Annotated in this window: 16 protein-coding genes; 13 read left to right on the forward strand and 3 right to left on the reverse strand. The window is 73.2% G+C overall.

Annotated features, from left to right (window positions below):
• The first annotated feature begins 84 nt into the window (after positions 1–84).
• The 3 genes from HF577_RS04355 to HF577_RS04365 all read left to right on the forward strand — a co-directional run bounded on the left by HF577_RS04355 (position 85) and on the right by HF577_RS04365 (position 3,154).
• On the forward strand, positions 85–804 hold the full coding sequence (locus tag HF577_RS04355; protein ID WP_169394414.1) for a 3-keto-5-aminohexanoate cleavage protein: 720 nt from the start codon (positions 85–87) through the stop codon (positions 802–804).
• 89 nt (positions 805–893) lie between these two features.
• Entirely contained in the window at positions 894–1,967 is a 1,074-nt protein-coding gene (locus HF577_RS04360; RefSeq protein WP_169394415.1) for a ferredoxin reductase, read from the forward strand.
• 11 nt (positions 1,968–1,978) lie between these two features.
• Positions 1,979–3,154, forward strand: a complete 1,176-nt coding sequence (locus HF577_RS04365) for a fatty acid desaturase family protein (RefSeq protein WP_246265758.1) — start codon at positions 1,979–1,981, stop codon at positions 3,152–3,154.
• 139 nt (positions 3,155–3,293) lie between these two features.
• Here HF577_RS04365 and HF577_RS04370 read toward each other — a convergent pair whose 3' ends face one another.
• Entirely contained in the window at positions 3,294–4,553 is a 1,260-nt protein-coding gene (locus tag HF577_RS04370; RefSeq protein WP_169394416.1) for a helix-turn-helix domain-containing protein, read from the reverse strand.
• A gap of 14 nt (positions 4,554–4,567) precedes the next feature.
• Positions 4,568–5,224 carry an ACT domain-containing protein gene (locus tag HF577_RS04375; protein ID WP_169394417.1) on the reverse strand — a complete coding sequence of 219 codons (657 nt, stop codon included), beginning with the start codon at positions 5,222–5,224 and terminating at the stop codon, positions 4,568–4,570.
• A gap of 323 nt (positions 5,225–5,547) precedes the next feature.
• On the opposite strand from HF577_RS04375, the gene gatC reads away from it, so the two are divergent.
• The 3 genes from gatC to gatB are packed head-to-tail and all read left to right on the forward strand — an operon-like array spanning position 5,548 to position 8,884.
• Complete coding sequence (gatC, locus tag HF577_RS04380) at positions 5,548–5,877, forward strand: Asp-tRNA(Asn)/Glu-tRNA(Gln) amidotransferase subunit GatC (protein WP_169394418.1); 330 nt, start codon at positions 5,548–5,550, stop codon at positions 5,875–5,877.
• Positions 5,874–7,385: an Asp-tRNA(Asn)/Glu-tRNA(Gln) amidotransferase subunit GatA gene (gatA, locus tag HF577_RS04385; RefSeq protein WP_169394419.1), complete on the forward strand. Its 1,512-nt coding sequence runs from the start codon at positions 5,874–5,876 to the stop codon at positions 7,383–7,385. The genes gatC and gatA overlap by 4 nt, the downstream gene beginning before the upstream one ends.
• Positions 7,382–8,884, forward strand: a complete 1,503-nt coding sequence (gatB, locus tag HF577_RS04390) for an Asp-tRNA(Asn)/Glu-tRNA(Gln) amidotransferase subunit GatB (protein WP_169394420.1) — start codon at positions 7,382–7,384, stop codon at positions 8,882–8,884. The genes gatA and gatB overlap by 4 nt, the downstream gene beginning before the upstream one ends.
• A gap of 131 nt (positions 8,885–9,015) precedes the next feature.
• Here gatB and atzF read toward each other — a convergent pair whose 3' ends face one another.
• Positions 9,016–10,803 (reverse strand): allophanate hydrolase, encoded by a 1,788-nt coding sequence (gene atzF / locus HF577_RS04395; protein ID WP_312858938.1) that lies wholly within the window; start codon positions 10,801–10,803, stop codon positions 9,016–9,018.
• Positions 10,804–10,929: 126 nt separating this feature from the next.
• Between atzF and HF577_RS04400 the strand changes: the two genes are divergently transcribed.
• The 7 genes from HF577_RS04400 to HF577_RS04430 all read left to right on the forward strand — a co-directional run bounded on the left by HF577_RS04400 (position 10,930) and on the right by HF577_RS04430 (position 19,276).
• Entirely contained in the window at positions 10,930–11,544 is a 615-nt protein-coding gene (locus HF577_RS04400; RefSeq protein WP_169394421.1) for a nitroreductase family protein, read from the forward strand.
• 124 nt (positions 11,545–11,668) lie between these two features.
• The gene (locus tag HF577_RS04405) at positions 11,669–12,883 is read left to right on the forward strand and encodes an ROK family transcriptional regulator (RefSeq protein ID WP_169394422.1); all 1,215 of its coding nucleotides are present in this window, start codon (positions 11,669–11,671) and stop codon (positions 12,881–12,883) included.
• Between the two features lie 105 nt (positions 12,884–12,988).
• Complete coding sequence (locus HF577_RS04410; protein ID WP_169394423.1) at positions 12,989–14,809, forward strand: peptide ABC transporter substrate-binding protein; 1,821 nt, start codon at positions 12,989–12,991, stop codon at positions 14,807–14,809.
• On the forward strand, positions 14,806–15,759 hold the full coding sequence (locus HF577_RS04415) for an ABC transporter permease (RefSeq protein WP_169394424.1): 954 nt from the start codon (positions 14,806–14,808) through the stop codon (positions 15,757–15,759). Before HF577_RS04410 ends, HF577_RS04415 begins: the two co-directional genes overlap by 4 nt.
• Positions 15,756–16,655, forward strand: a complete 900-nt coding sequence (locus HF577_RS04420; RefSeq protein ID WP_169394425.1) for an ABC transporter permease — start codon at positions 15,756–15,758, stop codon at positions 16,653–16,655. Before HF577_RS04415 ends, HF577_RS04420 begins: the two co-directional genes overlap by 4 nt.
• A complete protein-coding gene (locus tag HF577_RS04425; RefSeq protein WP_169394426.1) occupies positions 16,652–18,355 on the forward strand; it encodes a dipeptide ABC transporter ATP-binding protein in 1,704 nt (567 codons plus the stop codon). The genes HF577_RS04420 and HF577_RS04425 overlap by 4 nt, the downstream gene beginning before the upstream one ends.
• A gap of 3 nt (positions 18,356–18,358) precedes the next feature.
• Positions 18,359–19,276, forward strand: a complete 918-nt coding sequence (locus HF577_RS04430) for an ROK family protein (RefSeq protein ID WP_169394427.1) — start codon at positions 18,359–18,361, stop codon at positions 19,274–19,276.
• The last annotated feature ends 26 nt before the right edge of the window (positions 19,277–19,302 follow it).

Below are 19,302 nucleotides of genomic sequence, written 5' to 3' on the forward strand. Positions count from 1 at the left end.
TGATCGATGTGCCGAGGGCCTCAGGTAGGGCCGCTCGGCTGTCGATCGTTGTACGACTCGGTTTTACGGTTCGGGGGTGGGCGGGTGCTGCAGGCGGTTCTGAACGGATCGCGGCCGGCCGACGCGCATCCTGCACTCCCGGTCCTTGCGCGGCATCTCGCGCGCGACGCCCGTGACGTGGCGCAGTTGGGCATCACGTCGGTGCACGTGCACCCCCGCGGGCCCGACCAGCAGGAGACGCTCGACCCGATCTACGTCGGCGACACCGTGGCGGCCATCCGCGCGCAGGTGCCCGGCATGGAGATCGGTGTCACCACCGGCCGCTGGATCCAGCCCGACCCCCTCAAGCGCATCGAGGCCGTGCTCGCGTGGGGGCACCTCGGGGTCGGAAAGCCCGATGTCTGCTCGGTCAACGTGCACGAGAAGGGCTGGGTCGACGTCTGCGCCGCGGCGGCGTCGGTGGGGATCGGTGTTGAGCTCGGCGTCTGGACCAGCGGCGACGCAGTCACACTGCGCACCACCGGCGTGCCGCGGGGTACCACCCGCGTGCTGGCGGAGTCCACCGTCTCCGATCCGGAGACGGCCGTGGCCGAGGCGGTGCGCATCCTGCGCGCGCTGGGCACGCTCCCGGTGCCGATCCTGCTCCACGGCGAGGAGGACGGCGCCTGGCCGGTGCTGGAGTACGCGATGCGGATGGGCATCGACACCCGCATCGGCTTCGAGGACGTCCTCGTCACCCCCAGGGGCTGGCTGGCCACGGGCAACGACCATCTCGCCGAGCTCGCGCTGGAGATCCGCGTCTGATCTCGTTTTGGCTTCTGCAACAGAAGGGGCCGATCACTCGTGGTCGAGGACGTGGCCGACTGTGGGAAGCGCGCAATACCGTCGAGTACATGGGAGTTCTGGGCGAAATCGGACGGCGGGCGCGAGTGGCGGCCACCTGGTTCACGCAGCCGCTGCTGCCCGATGACCTGCTCGGCACGCTGAACCCACTGTGGTCCTCCCGGGAGCCGCACGCCCGCGTCGTGGGGCTACGCCGGGAGACCGCCGACACCACCACCCTGCTGCTGCGCACCGGGCCGGGCCGTCCGCGGCACCGGCCGGGCCAGTTCGTCGGTGTGGGCACCCGGCTCGACGGCGTCTGGCACTGGCGCACCTACTCGGTGACGTCGTGCCCCGGCGACCCACTGCTCGCCGTCACCGTCACCGCGTTGCCGGGCGGCACCGTCTCGGGCGCGCTCGCGCACGGCACCCCGGTGGGGACGCTGCTGCGGATCGGACCCCCCGCCGGTGAGTTCGTGCTGCCGGAGCCGGTGCCGGAGAAGCTGCTGTTCCTCACCGCGGGGAGCGGGATCACCCCCGTCATGGGGATGCTGCGCGACCTGGCGGCCACCCGGCCGGAGGCGCTGAGCGGGGCGGTGCTCGTGCACTGCGACCGCACGCCGTCCGACCTGGTCTTCGGCCCGGAGCTGCGGGACCTGGCAGCCACCACCGGCCTGACGCTGGTGGAGCGGCACACCGCCGTGCGGGGGCGGCTCACCCCGGACAACCTGACCGACGACGTCCCTGACTGGGCCGCGCGCCAGGCGTGGGCCTGCGGGCCCGCCGCGATGATCGACGCCTTCACCGAGCACTGGGCCAGGGCGGGCGATCCCACCGCGCTGCACGTCGAGCTGTTCACCCCACCCGTGCCCGTCGCGACCGATGCCACCGGCGGCCGCGTCTCCTTCACCACCAGCGGGATCGAGACCGACGCCGCCCCCGGCACGCCGCTCATGGTGGCGGGCGAGGCGGCGGGCGCACTGCTGCCCAACGGCTGCCGCATGGGCATTTGTCACACCTGCGTGGGCCGGCTGCGCTCCGGCGCCGTCCGGGACCTGCGCACCGGCGACCTGCACGACACCCCCGGCGAACCCGTCCGCACCTGTGTCTCCGGTGCCGCGGGCGACGTCGAGATCGAACTCTAGGAGGCATCTCCATGGCTACACAGACCTTCGGCCCGTCCATGACCCCCAGTGCCGCTGCGCACCTCACCGAGGAGCAGGTCGAGGCCCTCGGCGCCGAGCTCGACGCGATCCGCGCCGAGGTGGTCGGCAGCCTCGGCGAGGCCGACGCCCGCTACATCCACCGTGTCATCGCGGTGCAGCGCGGCCTCGAGGTCGGCGGCCGCGGCGCGCTGATCTTCTCCCTGTTCCCGCCCGCCTGGGTGGCCGGCACGGCAGCGCTGTCGGTGGCCAAGATCCTCGACAACATGGAGATCGGCCACAACGTCCTGCACGGCCAGTGGGACTGGATGCGCGACCCGAAGATCCACTCGACCACCTGGGAGTGGGACCACGCGTCGCCTGCCGCGTCGTGGAAGAAGTCGCACAACTACGAGCACCACACCTTCACCAACATCCGGGGCAAGGACCGCGACCTCGGCTACTCGATCATGCGGATCACGCCCGAGCAGGAGTGGAAGCCCGCCGACCTGTTCCAGCCGCTGGTGAACCTCGGCCTCTCGATGATCTTCGAGTGGGGCATCGCGATCTACGACGTCGAGTTCGAGAAGGTCAAGAACGGCACGAAGCCGTGGCCGCAGGCCAAGGGGGAGCTGATGGGCCTCTGGCGCAAGGCCCGGCGGCAGCTCGCCAAGGACTACGTGCTGTTCCCGCTGCTGTCCGGCCCCGGTTTCCTCAGCACGGTGGCCGCGAACGCCACGGCCAACGTCGTGCGCAACATGTGGTCGCACGCGGTGATCTTCTGCGGTCACTTCCCCGACGGTGTCGAGACGTTCGAGGAGGAGCGGCTCGACGGTGAGACGAAGGGCCAGTGGTACGTCCGGCAGATGCTGGGGTCGGCCAACCTCTCGGGCGGCAAGCTCTTCCACCTGATGACTGGCAACCTGAGCCACCAGATCGAGCACCACCTGTTCCCCGACGTCCCGAGCAACCGGTACGCCGAGATCGCGCCGAAGGTGCAGGAGATCTGCAAGCGCTACGGCCTGCCCTACACCACCGGGTCGCTGCCGCGGCAGTACGGCAAGGTGCTCCGCAAGATCACCCGGCTGGCGTTCCCCGGCGGCGGCCCGAAGCAGCCCGCGCCCGCGCCCGCCCGGCTGCCCGTCCCGGCCGGCCGCAAGCCCTCGGCCGCGGTGCGCCTGGCCTCCTGACACCGGAACCACCCCCCGCGAGTCGCCCGTTTCGGGTGCCGAGTCGCCCCCCCAGCGGGGTGGCCTGGCGCGGAGACTCCCGCGAGTCGCCCGTTTCCGGAGGCTGAGTCGCCCGTCGGCGGGCCCGTTCCGGCGGGCGTCAGGCCTCGGACGACGGCTCCGCCCCGGCGCAGGCGTCGGTCGACATGCGCAGGGCCACTGCCAGCTCCAGCCGGGCGGCCGGGTCGTCCAGCGCCCCGCCGAACGCGTCCCGCAGCCCGGCGAGGCGGTACCGCACGGTCTGCGGGTGCACGTGCAGTGCCGCCGCGGTGGCGGTGATGTCGCCGTGCGCGTCGAGCCACGCCCGCAGCGTCTCCTCGCCGCGGGCGGCGGCGCCGGCCGGGAGGGCGCGCAGTGGGGCGACGGCCCGCTCGTAGATGTCGGCGGCGAGCTGAGGTTCGGCCGCGAGGAGCAGCGCGAGCAGATGCTCGTCGGCACGGGCCAGCGTCTCGTCGGAACCCGGGTGGAGCAGGCCCGCGACGTGCAGGGGCCACGCCGCCTGCGCGCGGGCGACGGAGCGGTGGGCCTGGGCCGGGTCGACCACCGGGCCGAGCACCGCGCGCCGAACGCCCAGACCGGTGCGTATCCGGTCGAGCCAGCCGGGCCCCTCGGGTGCCGGGTCGGCGCGGAGCCCGTTGGGGCCCACGGTCTGGCCGGTGCGCCCGGCTGTGCCGACGACCCCCACGGTGACGATGACGAGACCGACCGGGTCGAGGTCGGCGGCGATCGCCGCGGGCAGCCGGGCCGCCACCGCGACGGCGTCCTCGACGACGAGTGCCGCGAGCCGCGCGGGCAGCACCCAGCCCGCCGCCGCGGCGACGCGTTCGACCTCGGCGGCTGCGGCCGGCGGGTGCCGGGCGAGCAGCTCGACGAGCGCGTGGCGGCGGGCCTGCAGCGAGCCTGCGCGGCTCGCCTCCTCGTCGGCCCAGCCGCTCACGGACGCCGCGGTGATCTGCTCGATGTAGCCGAACAGCGCCTCGGCGAGGCTGAAGATCACCTCAGGTGGCAGCTGCCGGGCGGTGGTGCTGGAGCCGAGCCGGCGCCACATCGTCCGCGTGCCGACCTGGTACGCCGACTGCAGCGCCGCGAGCGTGCGGCCCTCGCGGTGTTCGAGCTGGCCGAGCGCCCGGTAGACCCTGGTGTCCCCGAGGGGCTCGTCGCGGCCGAGCAGGTCGATGAACTGCCCGAGCGCGACCGAGACACCCTCGGTGATCCGCGTGCCGAACCGCCCGGTCAGTGGCCGGGCGTAGTCCGCCACCTCCGCGCGTACCGCGGCGATGATCTCGTCGGTCGTCCCGGCGAGCTCCGGCCGCAGCGCCGCGCCCACCCAGCTGGGTACCCGGGACCACGGCCGGTCCACGGGTCAGCGCCCCATCATTGGCTGCCGAGCACCGTCGTGACGATCCCGGCGAGGTGCGTCAGCCGGGCCAGCTCCGACGGCCGGAACGCCGGCCCGCCCGGGCGGCCGACCACCAGCGCCCGCGGGCCCGGTCCGAACGGAGCCGCCGCGAGCTCAGTGTCGAGAGCACTCCACGGGTCGGGCACCCAGTGCGCATCCGGGTCGACGACGATCGCGCGCCGCAGCGGGAGCCACGGCAGGTCGCCCGCGCGGGTCTCCGGAGCCGCCGCACTCTCGGCCAACCGGTAGGACCGCGTGCCGTCGCGCTCGGCGACGAGTGCCCAGCCGGCCCGGAAGATTCGCGGGACGCCGTCGGCGAGCAGCTGAAGGCCGCGGGCCGGGTCGCCGGTGATCTCTTCGATCAGCTCGAGCTCCCGGTGCGTCTCGAGCTTGCCGGAGTGGGGCCGCACCGACTCGACCTCGACGCCCGGCACCGACTCGGCCGCGGTGATCAGGACGTCCGGCGGCCGACCGGCCGGCAGCTCGACGGCCAGGTCGTCGACAGCGTGTCCGTGGGCCCGCTCGACGACGTCGACACCGAGGATGTCGGCACCCGCGTTGCCCAGCGCCGTGGCGACGGCTCCGAGACTGCCCGGCTTGTCCGGCAGCACCACCCGGAGCAGGAACGACACACTTCACGTCCTCTCGCGAAAAGCCCCCGAGCCGCACGGGACCGGCGCCACTCGGGTGGGCCGACGCGGCACTCCGGGCGAGATTGTGTCAGGGTGCGCCCCCTCCGGCGCAACATCTGGCGGAGGCATCTGGATCAGCGCAGATCCGGCAGCCGCGGGGCGGCGGATCCGGACGGAAGCCCGGTTGCCGGACGACTAAGCTGGAAGGCGAACGCCTGCGCCGGTGCCGCTGCGCCTGCCCGGCGCGCGGGGAGCAGGTCGCAGTGCACGCCGACACCACCCCGCAAACGCACCCTGAGCAGCATGCAACGCCCTGGAGGGACATGTCCGCCGATCCCGTGACCCCGGGTGGCGATACCGGGATCACCCGGGACGAGGTCGCGCACCTCGCCCGGCTGTCCCGGCTCGCCGTCACCGACGCCGAGCTCGACGTCTTCGCCGGTCAGCTCGAGGTGATCCTCTCTGCGGTCAGCCGCGTGGGCGAGGTCGCCGCCGACGACATCCCGCCCACGTCGCACGCGGTCCCGCTGCAGAACGTGTTCCGGCCCGACGAGCTGCGCCCCGGTCTCACCCAGGAGCAGGCGCTCGCGTGTGCCCCCGCCGCCGAGGACGGGCGCTTCCGGGTGCCCCAGATCCTGGGGGAGGAGGCATGAGCGCGGAGCTGACCCGCCTGACGGCAGCAGAGCTCGCCGAGAAGATCCACACTCGCGAGGTGTCGGCCGTCGAGGTCGCGCAGGCCCACCTGGACCGGGTCGCGGCCGTCGACGGCGAGGTGCACGCGTTCCTGCACGTGGCCACCGACGCCGCGCTGGCCTCGGCCGCGATGGTCGACGAGGGCCTGGCCGCCGGCACCGCGCCCGCGTCGCCGCTGGCGGGTGTCCCGCTGGCGCTGAAGGACGTGTTCACCACGCTCGACATGCCCACCACGGCAGGGTCGAAGATCCTCGAGGGATGGCGTCCGCCCTACGACGCCACGGTGACGTCGCGGCTGCGCAGCGCGGGGATCACGATCCTGGGCAAGACCAACATGGACGAGTTCGCGATGGGCTCGTCCACCGAGTACTCGGCCTACGGCGTCACCCGCAACCCGTGGGACACCAGCCGTGTCCCCGGCGGGTCCGGCGGTGGCTCGGCGGCGGCGCTGGCGTCGTTCCAGGCGCCGCTCGCGATCGGCACCGACACCGGCGGCTCGATCCGCCAGCCCGCGGCGTTCACCGGCACGGTCGGCGTCAAGCCCACCTACGGTGGTGTGTCGCGCTACGGGCTCATCGCCTGCGCCTCGTCACTCGACCAGGGCGGGCCCTGCGCGCGCACCGTGCTCGACGCGGCGCTGCTGCACGAGGTGATCGGCGGCTACGACCCGCTCGACTCCACCTCCATCGACGAGCGTGTCCCGTCGGTCGTCGAGGCGGCGCGGCTCGGGACGTCGGGCGACCTGTCGGGGCTGCGCGTCGGCGTGGTGCGCGAGCTCGGTGGCGAGGGCTACCAGGCCGGTGTCCGGGCCTCCTACGAGGAGGCGCTGCGCCAGCTGGAGAAGCTCGGCGCCGAGCTCGTCGAGGTGTCGTGCCCGCACTTCGAGTACGGGCTCGCGGCCTACTACCTGATCCTGCCGAGCGAGGTCTCCTCGAACCTCGCCCGGTTCGACGCCATGCGCTACGGCCTGCGTGTCGACAAGGGCGCGTCGGCGGAGGAGGTCATGGCGGCCACCCGCGAGGCGGGCTTCGGGCCCGAGGTCAAGCGCCGGATCATGCTCGGCACGTACGCGCTCTCGTCGGGCTACTACGACGCCTACTACGGGCAGGCCCAGAAGGTGCGCACGCTCATCTCGCGCGACTTCGCCGCGGCGTTCGGTCAGGCCGACGTGCTCGTCTCACCGGCCACCCCCACCACCGCGTTCCCCATCGGCGACAAGGTCGACGACCCGCTCGCCATGTACCTCAACGACCTGGCCACGATCCCCACCAACCTGGCGGGCACCGCGGCGTTGTCGGTGCCGTCCGGGCTCGCCGACGGGCTGCCCGTCGGGCTGCAGGTGATGGCCCCCGCACTCGGTGAGGCCGTCATGTACCGGGTGGCGGCGGCGTACGAGGCCGCTCGCCAGGCCGAGGACGGTGGCCCGTTGATCAACCGCGTCCCTTCGCTTCCGGGAGGTGTGGCATGACTGCCCCTGCGCTGGTCGACTTCGACGAGGTCGTGGAGCGTTTCGACCCGATGCTCGGGCTCGAGGTGCACGTCGAGCTCAACACCAACACGAAGATGTTCTGCGGCTGCCCCACCACGTTCGGCGCCGAGCCGAACACGCAGGTCTGTCCCACGTGCCTGGGCCTGCCGGGGTCGCTGCCGGTGGTGAACCGCACCGCCGTGGAGTCGGCGATCCGGATCGGGCTGGCCCTGAACTGCGAGATCGCACCGTGGGGCCGGTTCGCGCGCAAGAACTACTTCTACCCCGACATGCCGAAGAACTTCCAGACCTCCCAGTACGACGAGCCGATCGCCGTCAACGGGTACCTGGACGTGCTGCTCGACGACGGCACCACCGTCCGCGTCGAGATCGAGCGCGCCCACATGGAGGAGGACACCGGCAAGTCCCTGCACGTCGGTGGGGCCACCGGCCGGATCCACGGCGCCGAGTACTCGCTGCTGGACTACAACCGCGCCGGCGTGCCGCTGATCGAGATCGTCACGAAGATGATCCCGGGCACGCGGGAGCGGGCGCCGGAGGTGGCGCGCGCGTACGTCACGGCGCTGCGTGACCTGCTGCGCGCTCTCGGCGTCTCCGACGTCCGGATGGACCAGGGTTCGATGCGCTGCGACGTGAACCTGTCGCTGTCCCCGCGCGACTCCGGGATCCTCGGCACCCGCTCCGAGACCAAGAACGTCAACTCGCTCCGCTCGGTGGAGCGTGCGGTCCGCTACGAGATGACGCGCCAGGCGGGCGTGCTGCTCGCGGGCGAGCCCGTCGTCCAGGAGACGCGGCACTTCGAGGAGGCGGGCGGCAGCACCCGCGCCGGACGCCGCAAGGAGACCGCGGAGGACTACCGGTACTTCCCGGAGCCCGACCTGGTGCCGATCGCCCCTCCGGCCGAGTGGGTGGAGGAGCTGCGGGGGACGCTTCCGGAGCCGCCGTGGGAGCGCCGCCGCCGGCTTCAGGCCGAGTGGTCGCTCACCGACGAGGAACTGCGCGACCTGGTCAACGCCGGGGCGCTCGACCTCATCGAGGCCACGGTCGCCGCCGGTGCTCCCGCGGGGGAGGCCCGCTCGTGGTGGGTGGCCTACCTCGCCCAGCAGGCCAACTCGCGCGGCGTCGAGCTGGCCGGGCTGGAGATCACCCCGGCGCAGGTGGCGCGCGTGATCGCGCTCGTGGCGTCCGGGTCGCTGAACAACAAGCTCGCCCGCCAGGTCGTCGACGGGGTGCTGGCCGGTGAGGGGTCGCCCGACGACGTCGTCGCCGCCCGCGGCCTCGCGGTCGTGTCCGACGAGGGTGCTCTCGTGGCAGCTGTCGACGAGGCGCTGGCCGCGCAGCCGGACGTCGCGGAGAAGATCCGCGGCGGCAAGGTGCAGGCCGCCGGCGCGATCGTCGGGGCCGTCATGAAGGCGACGAAGGGTCAGGCCGACGCCAAGCGCGTCCGGGAGCTGATCATCGAGCGCGTCGGGGCGTAGCAGCGCCTCACGGAAACCGGGCGACTCGCGAGACGGAAACGGGCGACTCGCGGGTCGGAAACGGGCGACTCGCGGGGGCGGGGCCTTATGGCCCCGGGCCCCGCGGGCCGGTCGCGGTCTCGGTGGTGGGGTCAGCCGGCGGCCGTCGCGGCGCGGTAGGCGCGCCAGCCGCCGTGCTCGGAGATGTCACGGGCGTGCTCGGTGGCGCCGCGGTCGCAGAGGAACCCGGTCACCGTCTCGCCGCCTGCGAGGGTGAGCGGCCCGAGCGCGAGCGGGGCGGGCAGGGAGGCGAGCAGCTCTCCCAGCACTGCGGGCGGTAGCGACCACAGCTCGCCGTCGATGTGACGGCCGCTCGGGCCGGTGCGCACGAGCCCCGGCCGGGCCGGGGTGGTGCCGAGGTCGAACAGGCGGTACTCGGGCGAGGTGCGCTCGGGTCGGATCAGCCGCGCGCCGGAGAGCTGCCCGTTGAGGGGCTGGCCGGACAGGTGCGCGCCGACCACGAACAGGGGCAGCCCGGTCGGTGCCGGGGCGGTGCCGGCGGGCTCACCGGTGACGAGCCGGGCGATGTCCGCGACCACCCGGTCGGCGAAGGCCGGGGCCAGCATCGAGACGCCGAACGGGCCACCGTCCGCCGTCCCGGCGGGCACGGCGATCGCGGCCATGTCCAGGAGGTTGGCGAAGGTGGTGAACCGGCCGAGCCGGGTGTTCACCCCGATCGGGTCCTGCGCCACCTCGGCCAGGGTGGGGTGCTCCGGCACGGTCGGCAGCAGCAGCGCGTCCATGCCGGTCAGCCGCTGCGCCGCCGCCACCTTCAGCTGGTCGAGCCGTTCGAGGTCGGCGACCAGCCGGTGGGCGGGGATCGTGCGTGCGGCGCCGATGATGGCGCGCACGCTCGGGTCGATCTCGTCGCCGCCGGACTCGACCGCCCCTCCGACCGCGGCGTACCGCTCTGCCACCAGAGCGCCGCCGTAGAGCAGCCGGCCGGCCGCCAGGAACGGTTCGACGTCGATGGGGACGATCGTGACGCCCTGGGCGGCGAGCCGGTGGCACGCCGCGTCGAACGCCGCGAGCTGCTCCGCGGACATGCCGGCGAGGTCACTCGGCAGCGGCACGGCCACCGTCGGATGCGCTGGTGCGGCGAGCGGGGCGTCGGCGGGGATCGGTCGCCACGGTCGGTCCGGGGCGGGCCCGGACATCGCGGCGAGAGCGTGCTCGGCTGCGCCCACGCCGGCGGCGAAGACGCTCACGCAGTCGTAGGAGCGGGCCGCGGGGACGACGCCGCTGGTCGGAACCAACCCGATGGTCGGCTTGAGCCCCACGATGCCCTGGAACGCAGCGGGGACCCGGCCGGAGCCCGCCGTGTCGGTGCCCAGCGCCAGATCGACGATGCCGAGTGCCACGGCGACCGCGGAGCCCGAGCTCGACCCGCCGGAGATGCGATCGGGCAGGCCTGCACACCGCACCGCGCCGTACGGGCTCCGGCAGCCGGTCAGCCCGGTGGCGAACTGGTCGAGGTTGGTCTTCCCGAGCACGATCGCGCCCCGCTGGGTGAGCCGGGAGACCGCGGGCGCGGACATCTCGGGGATGCGGACGAACGACGGGCAGGCCGCCGTGGTGGGCAGACCGGCGACGTCGATGTTGTCCTTGACCGCAACGAGCACCCCGTGCAGCGGGAGCTCCTCGCCGTCGGCCGCCCGGGCGTCGAGCGCCGCCGCCTCGTCGAGCACCGCCTCGGGCTCCCGCAGGTGGATCCACACCTCCGGCCGGTCGAGCCGGTCGATGAGGGCGTAGGCGGCCGTGACGCGGTCCGTGGCCTTCCCGCCCGTCACGACCTGCTGCAGGTCCGCGCCCAGAGAGCTGCTCGTCCGCGCCCGGGCGCCACCGGCCGGCGACGCTCTCGTATACAGATCCGTATCCACGTCCCTCGACGGTAGGAACGCGGGATTTCCGAACGATGGCGGCGGTGTTACGCACGCTCACCTCGGTGGCGGCGGGAAGATCACGATCACTTCCCGGGGCCGGGGGCCGGGCGGTAGGACTTCCGAATGGAGTTCAGTGAGGTCGTCCGCAGGCGGCGCATGGTCCGCGACTACGACCCCGACCGGCCGGTCCCGACCGCGATCCGGGACCGCATCCTGGCCAACGCCCTGCGGGCCCCGTCCGGCGGTTTCACCCAGGGCTGGGCGTTCCTCACGCTGGAGAGCCCCCAGGACCGGGAGCGCTTCTGGGTGGCTGCCGCCGAGGACGAGCCCGACGAGAGGTCCGCGTGGGTGCTGGACGGCTTGCAGCACGCCCCGTTGCTGATCATCCCGTTCGCGCACAAGGACGCCTACCTCTCCCGCTACGCCGCACCGGACAAGGGCTGGACAGACCGGGACGAAGCGCGCTGGCCCATGCCGTACTGGTACATCGACACCGGGATGGCGGCGCTGCTGATGCTCCAGACCGTCGTGGACGAGGGGCTGGGGGCGTGCTTCTTCGGCCTCTCGCCCTCGCGGGTCTCCCCGGTCACCGCGGAGTTCGGCGTGCCGGACGGGTACGAGCCGATCGGGGTGATCTCGATCGGTTACCGCGCTCCGGACACGCCGTCCCCGTCCCTGAAGCGCGGCAGGCGCGGTGCGGAAGAGGTGGTCCACCACGGCCAATGGGGCCACCACTGACGCCCCCCGCACTATGGAGCCGTAGTGCTGCTGAGACGGGCCCGCACACAGCATTACGGCTCCCAAGTGTGCGTGCGCCCCCCTGTACCGTCGTCACTTGGTACAAGGCGAGGAGGAAGTGGCGATGGTGCACGCTCCCGGGCGGCCGCCCGGCGACGGCAGGCCCGGTGATCCGGCGTTGACCGCCCGCATCGTGGCCCTGATCTCCTCCGGGGCGGCCACGTCGCGCACCGAACTGGCGCGCGGGCTGGGCCTGGCCGCCTCCACGGTGTCGCTGCGGGTGCAGGAGCTGATCGACCTCGGCGTCGTCCGGGAGACCGGGGCCGGGCCGTCCCGAGGCGGCAGGCGCCCGCGGCTGCTGGAGCTGTGTTCCGATGGTGGGTTCGTGCTCGTCGCCGACGTGGGGGGCACCCACGCGCGGGCCGGGGTCGTCGACTTCACCGGCGCCCTGTCCGACGTCGAGGAGATCCCGGTGCCGGTGGCCGCCGGCGCCGGCCCGGAGGCGACGCTCGACCTGCTCGGCGGGGTGTTCGACGACCTGGTGCGCAGGCGCGCGGGCGGCGAGTCGGCAACGGAGGGGATCGGCGCCAGCGGGATCGGGATCGCGCTGCCGGGGCCCGTCGACCTCGAGCGGCGGTGCGCCGACAGCCCGTCCCGCATGCCCGGCTGGGACGGCTTCCCGGTGGGCCGGTGGCTGGAGGAGCGGTTCGGCGTCGTCACGGTCGTGGAGAACGACGCCAACCTGATGGCGCTGGGCGAGCACGTCAGCAGCGCGCATCCCGTGCGGCACAGCGTGACGGTCAAGGCGGGCTCGGCGATCGGCAGCGGGATCGTGGTGGACGGTGTGGTGTACCGCGGCGCCGACGGGGCGGCGGGCGACTTCTCCCACGCGAGGGTGCCGGCGGGGGGCGACATCCCGTGCTCCTGCGGCAACACCGGCTGCCTGGAGACGATCGCCAGCGGGGCGGCACTCGTGCGGGTGCTGCAGGCCGCGGGCCGCGACGTCACCGACACCGCGCAGGTGATCCGGCTGGCCCGCTCGGGCGATCCCGAGGCCACCACGCTGGTGCGCACCGCGGGGCGGCACCTCGGTGAGGTGCTCTGCACGGTGGTCAACTTCTTCAACCCGGGCGCGGTCTTCCTCGGGGGAGGCCTGTCCACGGTCGAGCCGTTCGTGGCCGCCGTGCGCAGCCAGCTGTACGAGGGCTGCCACCCGCTGGTGACGCAGCGGCTGCTCATCGCCAGGGCGAGCGCGGGGGCGGACGCCGGTCTCGTCGGCGCCGGGCGTTCCGTCCTGGACCGGGTGCTCGCCCAGCCGCTCCCGGTAGCCGTGAGATAACTTGATTCGACAGCGAAGCAAGATCTGTCACTTAAGATTTCTCTTCGGTTAACTTCTTCCGCTACCTCTACTTGAGATGATCCATTTCGCCCTACCTTGCGCTGCATGACTTCCGCGCGACTTCGAGGCCTCCCCGCGGCCGCCGCTCTGCTCTGCGCGGGCCTCGTGCTCGCGGCGTGCGGCGGCGGAGCGGGCCAGCAGGCCGGCACCGGCGGCGGCGCGCCGGTGGAGGGCGGCACGGCCAGCTTCGCCCAGCCGGCCGGTTCCACCCCGAACTGGATCCTGCCGCTGGGGGTCCCGGGCAGGACCGCCTCGTTCAACCAATCGATCCGGGACGCACTCTGGCCGCCGGTGCTGTCCTACACCGCGGAGAGCGGCAAACTCGGCCTGGACGTCAAGGGCAGCCTGGCGACGGCCGCCCCGGCCTGGTCGGCCGACGGGCGCACGGCCACCATCACGCTGGGCGGCCAGAGCTGGAGCGACGGCAAGCCGGTCACGTCCCGCGACGTGGAGTTCTGGTTCAACCTGATCAAGGCCAACACCTCGGGGTGGACGTCGTACGTCAAGGGCAACTTCCCCGACAACGTCACGGCCTTCACCACGGTCGACGACAAGTCGTTCAGCATGACCTTCGACCAGGCCTACAACCAGCAGTGGGCCGAGGCCAACCAGATCAGCCTGATGTACGCCATGCCCCAGCACGCCTGGGACAAGGACTCCGACGCCGGCCCCGTCGGCGACCTCGACCGCGACCCGGCAGGCGCGCAGCGCGTCTGGACCTACCTCACCGGCCAGGCGTCGTCGCTGGACACCTACGCCACCAACCCGCTGTGGAAGGTGGTCGACGGTCCGTTCACCCTGGACGCCTTCAGCACCACCGGTCGCGTCACGCTCAAGAAGAACCCCGCCTACACCGGCCCCGATGCCGCGCACCTCGACACCGTGGACCTGCTGCCGTTCACCTCCGAGGACGCCGCGTTCAACGCGGTGCTGGCCGGGGACGTCGACTACGGCTACCTCCCCATCGCCTCGCTGGCGCAGAAGCCGCGCGTGGAGGGACTGAAGTACCGGGTGCAGAACTGGGACGGCTGGGCGATCAACTTCGCGCCCTACAACTTCAATGACGCCACCGCGGGCCCGCTGTTCCGGCAGGACTACGTCCGGCAGGCGATCCAGCGCTCGGTCGACCAGGACGGCATCTCGAAGGTCATCTGGAAGGGCACGGCGGTGCCGACCTACGGGCCGGTGCCCCAGCAGCCGGCGGGCGACTCCCTCTCCGACGCGCAGAAGACGAACCTCTACCCCTTCGACACCGCAGCGGCCCAGGCGCAGCTCACCGGCCACGGCTGGCAACCCGGCGCCGACGGGATCGTCGTGTGCGCCCGCCCCGGCACCGGCGCCGACCAGTGCGGTGACGGGATCGCCGCGGGCACCCGCCTGCAGTTCGAGATGTACAGCCAGAGCGGTTCCAGCGAGACCGACGCCATGATGCAGGAACTGCAGTCATCGCTGGCCAAGGCCGGGATCGCCATGACGATCCGCACCGCGCCGCTCAACACCGTGCTCGCCGACACCAAGCCCTGCGCCCCCGGCGCGGCATGCGGCTGGCAGGCGTCGTTCTTCGGTGCGCGCGGTGCGTGGTACCTGAACCCCTACCCGCTCACCGACCGCCAGTTCAGCACACCGGGCACCGGCAACTTCGGCAGCTACAGCAACCCCGAGACCGACTCGCTTGAGCTCGCCGCCCGGGTGAGCAACGACCCCAGCGCGATGCAGGCCGTCAGCCGGCAGCTGGCCACCGACCTGCCTGGAATGTGGCTGCCCGAGCCGGTTTACCAGGTGTCGGCGATCAAGCAGGACCTGCAGGGCGTGTCGCAGGACCCGCAGGCCGTCATCCACCCGCAGCGCTGGTACCGCACGAAGTGACGCGGTACGTCGCCGGCCGCCTGCTGCAGGCCGTGGTCGTGGTGCTGATCGTGACGGTGATCGTGTTCGCGCTGCTGCACTCCCTGCCGGGAGGCCCGGCCCGGGCGATCCTCGGCATCGACGCCACACCGGCGCAGATGGCCGACTTCAACCACCAGCAGGGCTTCGACCAGCCGCTCGTCGTGCAGTACCTGCAGTACCTCGGCAGGCTGCTGCACGGTGACCTCGGACGGTCGTTCGCGCTCAACCAGGACGTCTCGGCCGTCGTCACCCAGCGGTTGCCCAAGACGCTGCTGCTGACGGGGGTCTCGACCCTGGTCGCGATGGCCGTCGCGGTCCCGCTGGGTGTGTGGCAGGCCGTCCGGCGCAACCGCGCGGGCGACTACGTGGTGACCGCGCTGACGTTCCTGGCCTACTCCACGCCGGCGTTCTTCCTCGCCTTCCTGGCGATCCTGCTGTTCTCGCAGGCCATCCCGCTGTTCCCGGCGCAGGCTCCGCAGGCCGACACGCTGGCCGGCATCCTCGCCGAACCCGCCGCGCTGGTGCTCCCGGTCGCGACCGGCGCGGTCACGGCCATCGCGTCGTTCAGCCGGTACATGCGTTCGTCCACACTCGACAACCTCGCCGAGGACTACGTGCGCACCGCCCGGGCCAAGGGCACTGTCGAGCGCCGGGTGATCTGGCGGCACGTGGGGCGCAACAGCCTCACGCCGGTGATCACGATGCTCGGCTACCACATCCCCGTCCTGTTCGGTGGGGCGCTCGTCACCGAGTCGATCTTCAACTATCCGGGCATGGGCCTCGCCTTCTGGAACGCGGCGCAGGTCTCGGACTACCCGGTGCTGCTCGGTGTCGTGCTGGTCATCGCCACCGCCACCGTCATCGGCTCCCTGCTCGCCGACCTGCTGCAGGCGCTGATCGACCCCCGCGTCCGAGGAGCCCACCGATGACCGCCGTCGCCCAGCCCCCACCGGTACCCGAGGTGCCGGCCACGGTTCCGGCGCCGCGGGCGGCGTCGGTGCTGCGCAGGCTCGTCCGCCACCGGCTGGCCGCCGCGGGCCTCGTGGTCGTCGGCCTGCTGGTGGTGTTCAGCTTCCTCGGGCCGCTCGTCCACCCGGCCGACCAGAGCGTCACGAACCTGCAGGAGGCGAGCCTGCCGCCGGGCAGCGCCGGGCACCTGCTCGGCACCGACGGCGTCGGCCACGACGTGCTCGGCCGCCTGATGATCGGCGGCCGCACCTCGCTGATCATCGGGATCGCCACCGGGTTGCTGGCCACCGTGATCGGCACCGTCTACGGGGCCGTGTCCGGGTACTTCGGCGGCCGGGTCGACGCCGTCATGATGCGCGTGGTCGACGCCGGGATCGCGATCCCCGCGCTCTTCCTGCTCCTGACCGCCGCGGCGATCATCCGGCCGAGCGTCACGAGCATGGTGCTGATCCTCGGGTTCGTGTCCTGGCTGGTGCCGGCCCGGCTGGTGCGGGCCGAGGCGCTGTCGCTGCGCACCCGCGACTACGTGGCCGCGGTGCGGGCGGTCGGCGGCAGCGGTACGCGGATCATCCTGCGCCACATCGTGCCGAACACGGTCGGCACGATCACCGTGAACGCCACCTTCCAGGTGGCCGACGCGATCCTGCTCATCGCCTACGTCAGCTTCCTCGGCCTCGGCGTCCCGCCGCCCGCCACGGACTGGGGCGGCATGCTCAGCGACGGGGTCACCAACATCTACTCCGGCGCGTGGTGGCTCATCTTCCCGCCGGGGCTGGCCATCGTCCTGGTCGTCTGCGCGTTCAACCTCATCGGTGACGGGCTCCGCGACGCCTTCGAGATCCGGAGGAGCCGATGACCGAGGCCGCCGCTGACAGCGCTGCCGACAGCGCCCCGGTACTCACCGTCCGCGACCTGCGCATCAGCTTCCCCGGCGGGGAGTCGCGCGTCGACGCGGTCCGCGGGGTGGACCTGGAGCTGCGCCGGGGGGAGGTGCTCGCCCTGGTCGGCGAGTCCGGGTCCGGCAAGAGCGTGACCGCGCTGGCCGCGATGGGGCTGCTGCCCCCGGACGCCCAGGTGGCGGGCAGGCTGCTCGTCGGGGACCGGGACGTCACCCGGCTCGGGCCTGCCGAGCTGCGGGACATGCGCGGGCGCGAGATCGGCATGGTGTTCCAGGAGCCGACGACCGCGCTGAACCCGGTGCTGACGGTGGGCGACCAGATCGGTGAGGCCCTCACCAACCACGAGAACCTGACGGCGGCGCAGGTGCGTGAGCGCACCCTGGAGCTGCTCGAGGCGGTCGGCATCCCCGAGCCCGCCGAGCGGATGCGGGCCTACCCGCACCAGCTGTCCGGCGGGCTGTGCCAGCGCGTGGTCATCGCGATGGCGGTGGCCTGCAACCCGGCCGTGATCATCGCCGACGAGCCGACCACGGCACTCGACGTGACCGTGCAGGCGCAGATCATGCGGCTGCTGCGCGAGCTGCGCGACTCCCGGGGCACGGCCATCCTGCTCATCACCCACAACATGGGGGTGGTCGCGGACCTGGCCGACCGGGTCGCGGTGATGCGCGACGGGGTCGTGGTCGAGGTCGGCACCGCCGAGCAGGTGCTCACGGATCCGCAGCACGAGTACACGACGGCGCTGCTCGCCGCCGTGCCGCGCCTGGGCAGCGGTTCCCGGGCCGCGGCGACGGACGAGCCGGCCGCGGACCGACCGCCGACGGTGCTCCACCTGCAGGACGTCCGCGTCGAGTACCGCACGCTGGGACGGCCCGCGGTGCGCGCGGTCGACGACGTCACGCTCGCGGTGCGCCGCGGCGAGGTCGTCGGGCTGGTGGGGGAGTCCGGCTCGGGCAAGTCGACCATCGGCCGATGCGCGCTGGGCCTGGTGCCCGCGACGGCGGGGCACGTCACGCTGCTCGGTGTCGACCAGCGCAGGCTGCGCGGTTCCCGCGGCCGCAGGGTGCGCCGGGGCGTGGGTGTCGTCCTGCAGAACCCGGCGTCCGCCCTCGACCCCCGCATGACCGTCGGCGACAGCATCGCGGAGCCGATGGTGATCCACCGGGTCGGCTCGCGCGCGGAACGGCAGCAGCGGGTGCGGCGGCTGCTCGACGACGTCCGGCTGCCCGCGGCCGCCGCGGACCGCTACCCCCACGAGATGTCGGGTGGGCAGCGGCAGCGGGTGGGGCTGGCCAGGGCACTGTCCCTGGGGCCGGACCTGGTGATCGCCGACGAGCCCACCAGCGCGCTGGACGTCTCGGTGCAGGAGACGGTGCTGCGCCTGCTCACCGAGCTGCAGGCCGTGCACGGCTTCGGGTGCCTGTTCATCAGCCACGACCTCGCGGTCGTGGAGTCCGTCGCGCACCGCGTGGTGGTGCTGCTCGGCGGCCGGATCGTCGAGGAAGGCGCGACGCAGGACGTGCTGCACCGGCCCCGTGAGGACTACACCAGGCTCCTGATCAGCTCCGTCCCCGTTCCCGACCCGGTCCAGCAGGCGGCGCGGCGCGCCGCGGCCGACGCCGTGTTGCGGGAGTCCGCCCGCGCTCTGGCCGGCTGACCCATGTCCTTCATCGGGTTGGACATCGGGGGAACCACCACGCACGCCGTCCTGTGCGATGACGACCTGCTCGTGGGAGCGGAGGCGAGCGCCCCGACCCCGGCGCGCAGCGGCGCCGCCGCGATGCTGGACGGCGCCGCGCGGCTGGTCCTGCGGCTACGCGGGCAGGCCGTCGACACCGTGCACGGCGTCGGGGTGGCCGCCGCCGGCATGCTCGACCCGCGGTCGGGCCGGATCGTGCGGGCCAGCGACTCGTTCCACGGGTGGGAGGGCACGCCCGTCGCCGCCGGCCTCGGTGAGCGGGTCGACCTGCCGGTCGTGGCCGACAACGACGTGAACTGCTTCCTCATCGGCGAGGTGGCGGCCGGTGCGCTGCGCGGCGTCGAGGACGGGGTGGGCATCACGCTCGGCACCGGCGTCGGCGGGGCGCTGTGGTCGGGCGGGCGGATCCTGCACGGCCGCGACGGCGGCGCCGGTGAGCTCGGGCACCTGCCGGGCTACGGCGACGAGCCGTGCAGCTGCGGACGTCGTGGTCACCTGGAGACGCTGGCCGCAGGCCGTTCCCTGCTCCGCCGCTACCTCGCGCGCGGGGGGACGGCAGCGTCGGCGGCGGACGTCGCGGCGGCGGCCCGGGCGGGCGACGAACGGGCCGTCGAGGTCTTCACCGACGCGGCACGCGCGCTGGGCATGACGATCGTGGCGGCCACCCGGCTCCTCGCCGCCGACAGGGTGGTGGTCGGGGGCGGCGTGACGGGCGCGTGGGACCTGCTCGCCCCCGTCGTGCACGAGGTGGTGGCCGCGCACCCGCCACTCTTCGGGCCGCTGCCCGACATCCGGCTGACCGCGCTCGGTGCCGCCGCCGTGGCGGTCGGCGCGGCCGCGCTGGCCCGGCTGGGCTGCGGCACGGAGGTCCCGGCCTGACCGATCACGCAACCGACCACGCCCGG

The organism is Pseudonocardia xinjiangensis (genome assembly GCF_012911925.1).
In the GTDB taxonomy this organism is placed as follows: Bacteria; Actinomycetota; Actinomycetes; order Mycobacteriales; family Pseudonocardiaceae; genus Pseudonocardia; species Pseudonocardia xinjiangensis.

Coding starts and splice junctions, on each gene's coding strand:
- HF577_RS04430 (WP_169394427.1), top strand. CDS start 18,359: ATGTCCTTCATCGGGTTGGACATCGGGGGAACCACCACGCACGCCGTC.
- HF577_RS04405 (WP_169394422.1), top strand. CDS start 11,669: ATGGTGCACGCTCCCGGGCGGCCGCCCGGCGACGGCAGGCCCGGTGAT.
- gatC (WP_169394418.1), top strand. CDS start 5,548: ATGTCCGCCGATCCCGTGACCCCGGGTGGCGATACCGGGATCACCCGG.
- HF577_RS04400 (WP_169394421.1), top strand. CDS start 10,930: ATGGAGTTCAGTGAGGTCGTCCGCAGGCGGCGCATGGTCCGCGACTAC.
- HF577_RS04410 (WP_169394423.1), top strand. CDS start 12,989: ATGACTTCCGCGCGACTTCGAGGCCTCCCCGCGGCCGCCGCTCTGCTC.
- HF577_RS04365 (WP_246265758.1), top strand. CDS start 1,979: ATGGCTACACAGACCTTCGGCCCGTCCATGACCCCCAGTGCCGCTGCG.
- HF577_RS04425 (WP_169394426.1), top strand. CDS start 16,652: ATGACCGAGGCCGCCGCTGACAGCGCTGCCGACAGCGCCCCGGTACTC.
- gatB (WP_169394420.1), top strand. CDS start 7,382: ATGACTGCCCCTGCGCTGGTCGACTTCGACGAGGTCGTGGAGCGTTTC.
- HF577_RS04360 (WP_169394415.1), top strand. CDS start 894: ATGGGAGTTCTGGGCGAAATCGGACGGCGGGCGCGAGTGGCGGCCACC.
- gatA (WP_169394419.1), top strand. CDS start 5,874: ATGAGCGCGGAGCTGACCCGCCTGACGGCAGCAGAGCTCGCCGAGAAG.
- HF577_RS04420 (WP_169394425.1), top strand. CDS start 15,756: ATGACCGCCGTCGCCCAGCCCCCACCGGTACCCGAGGTGCCGGCCACG.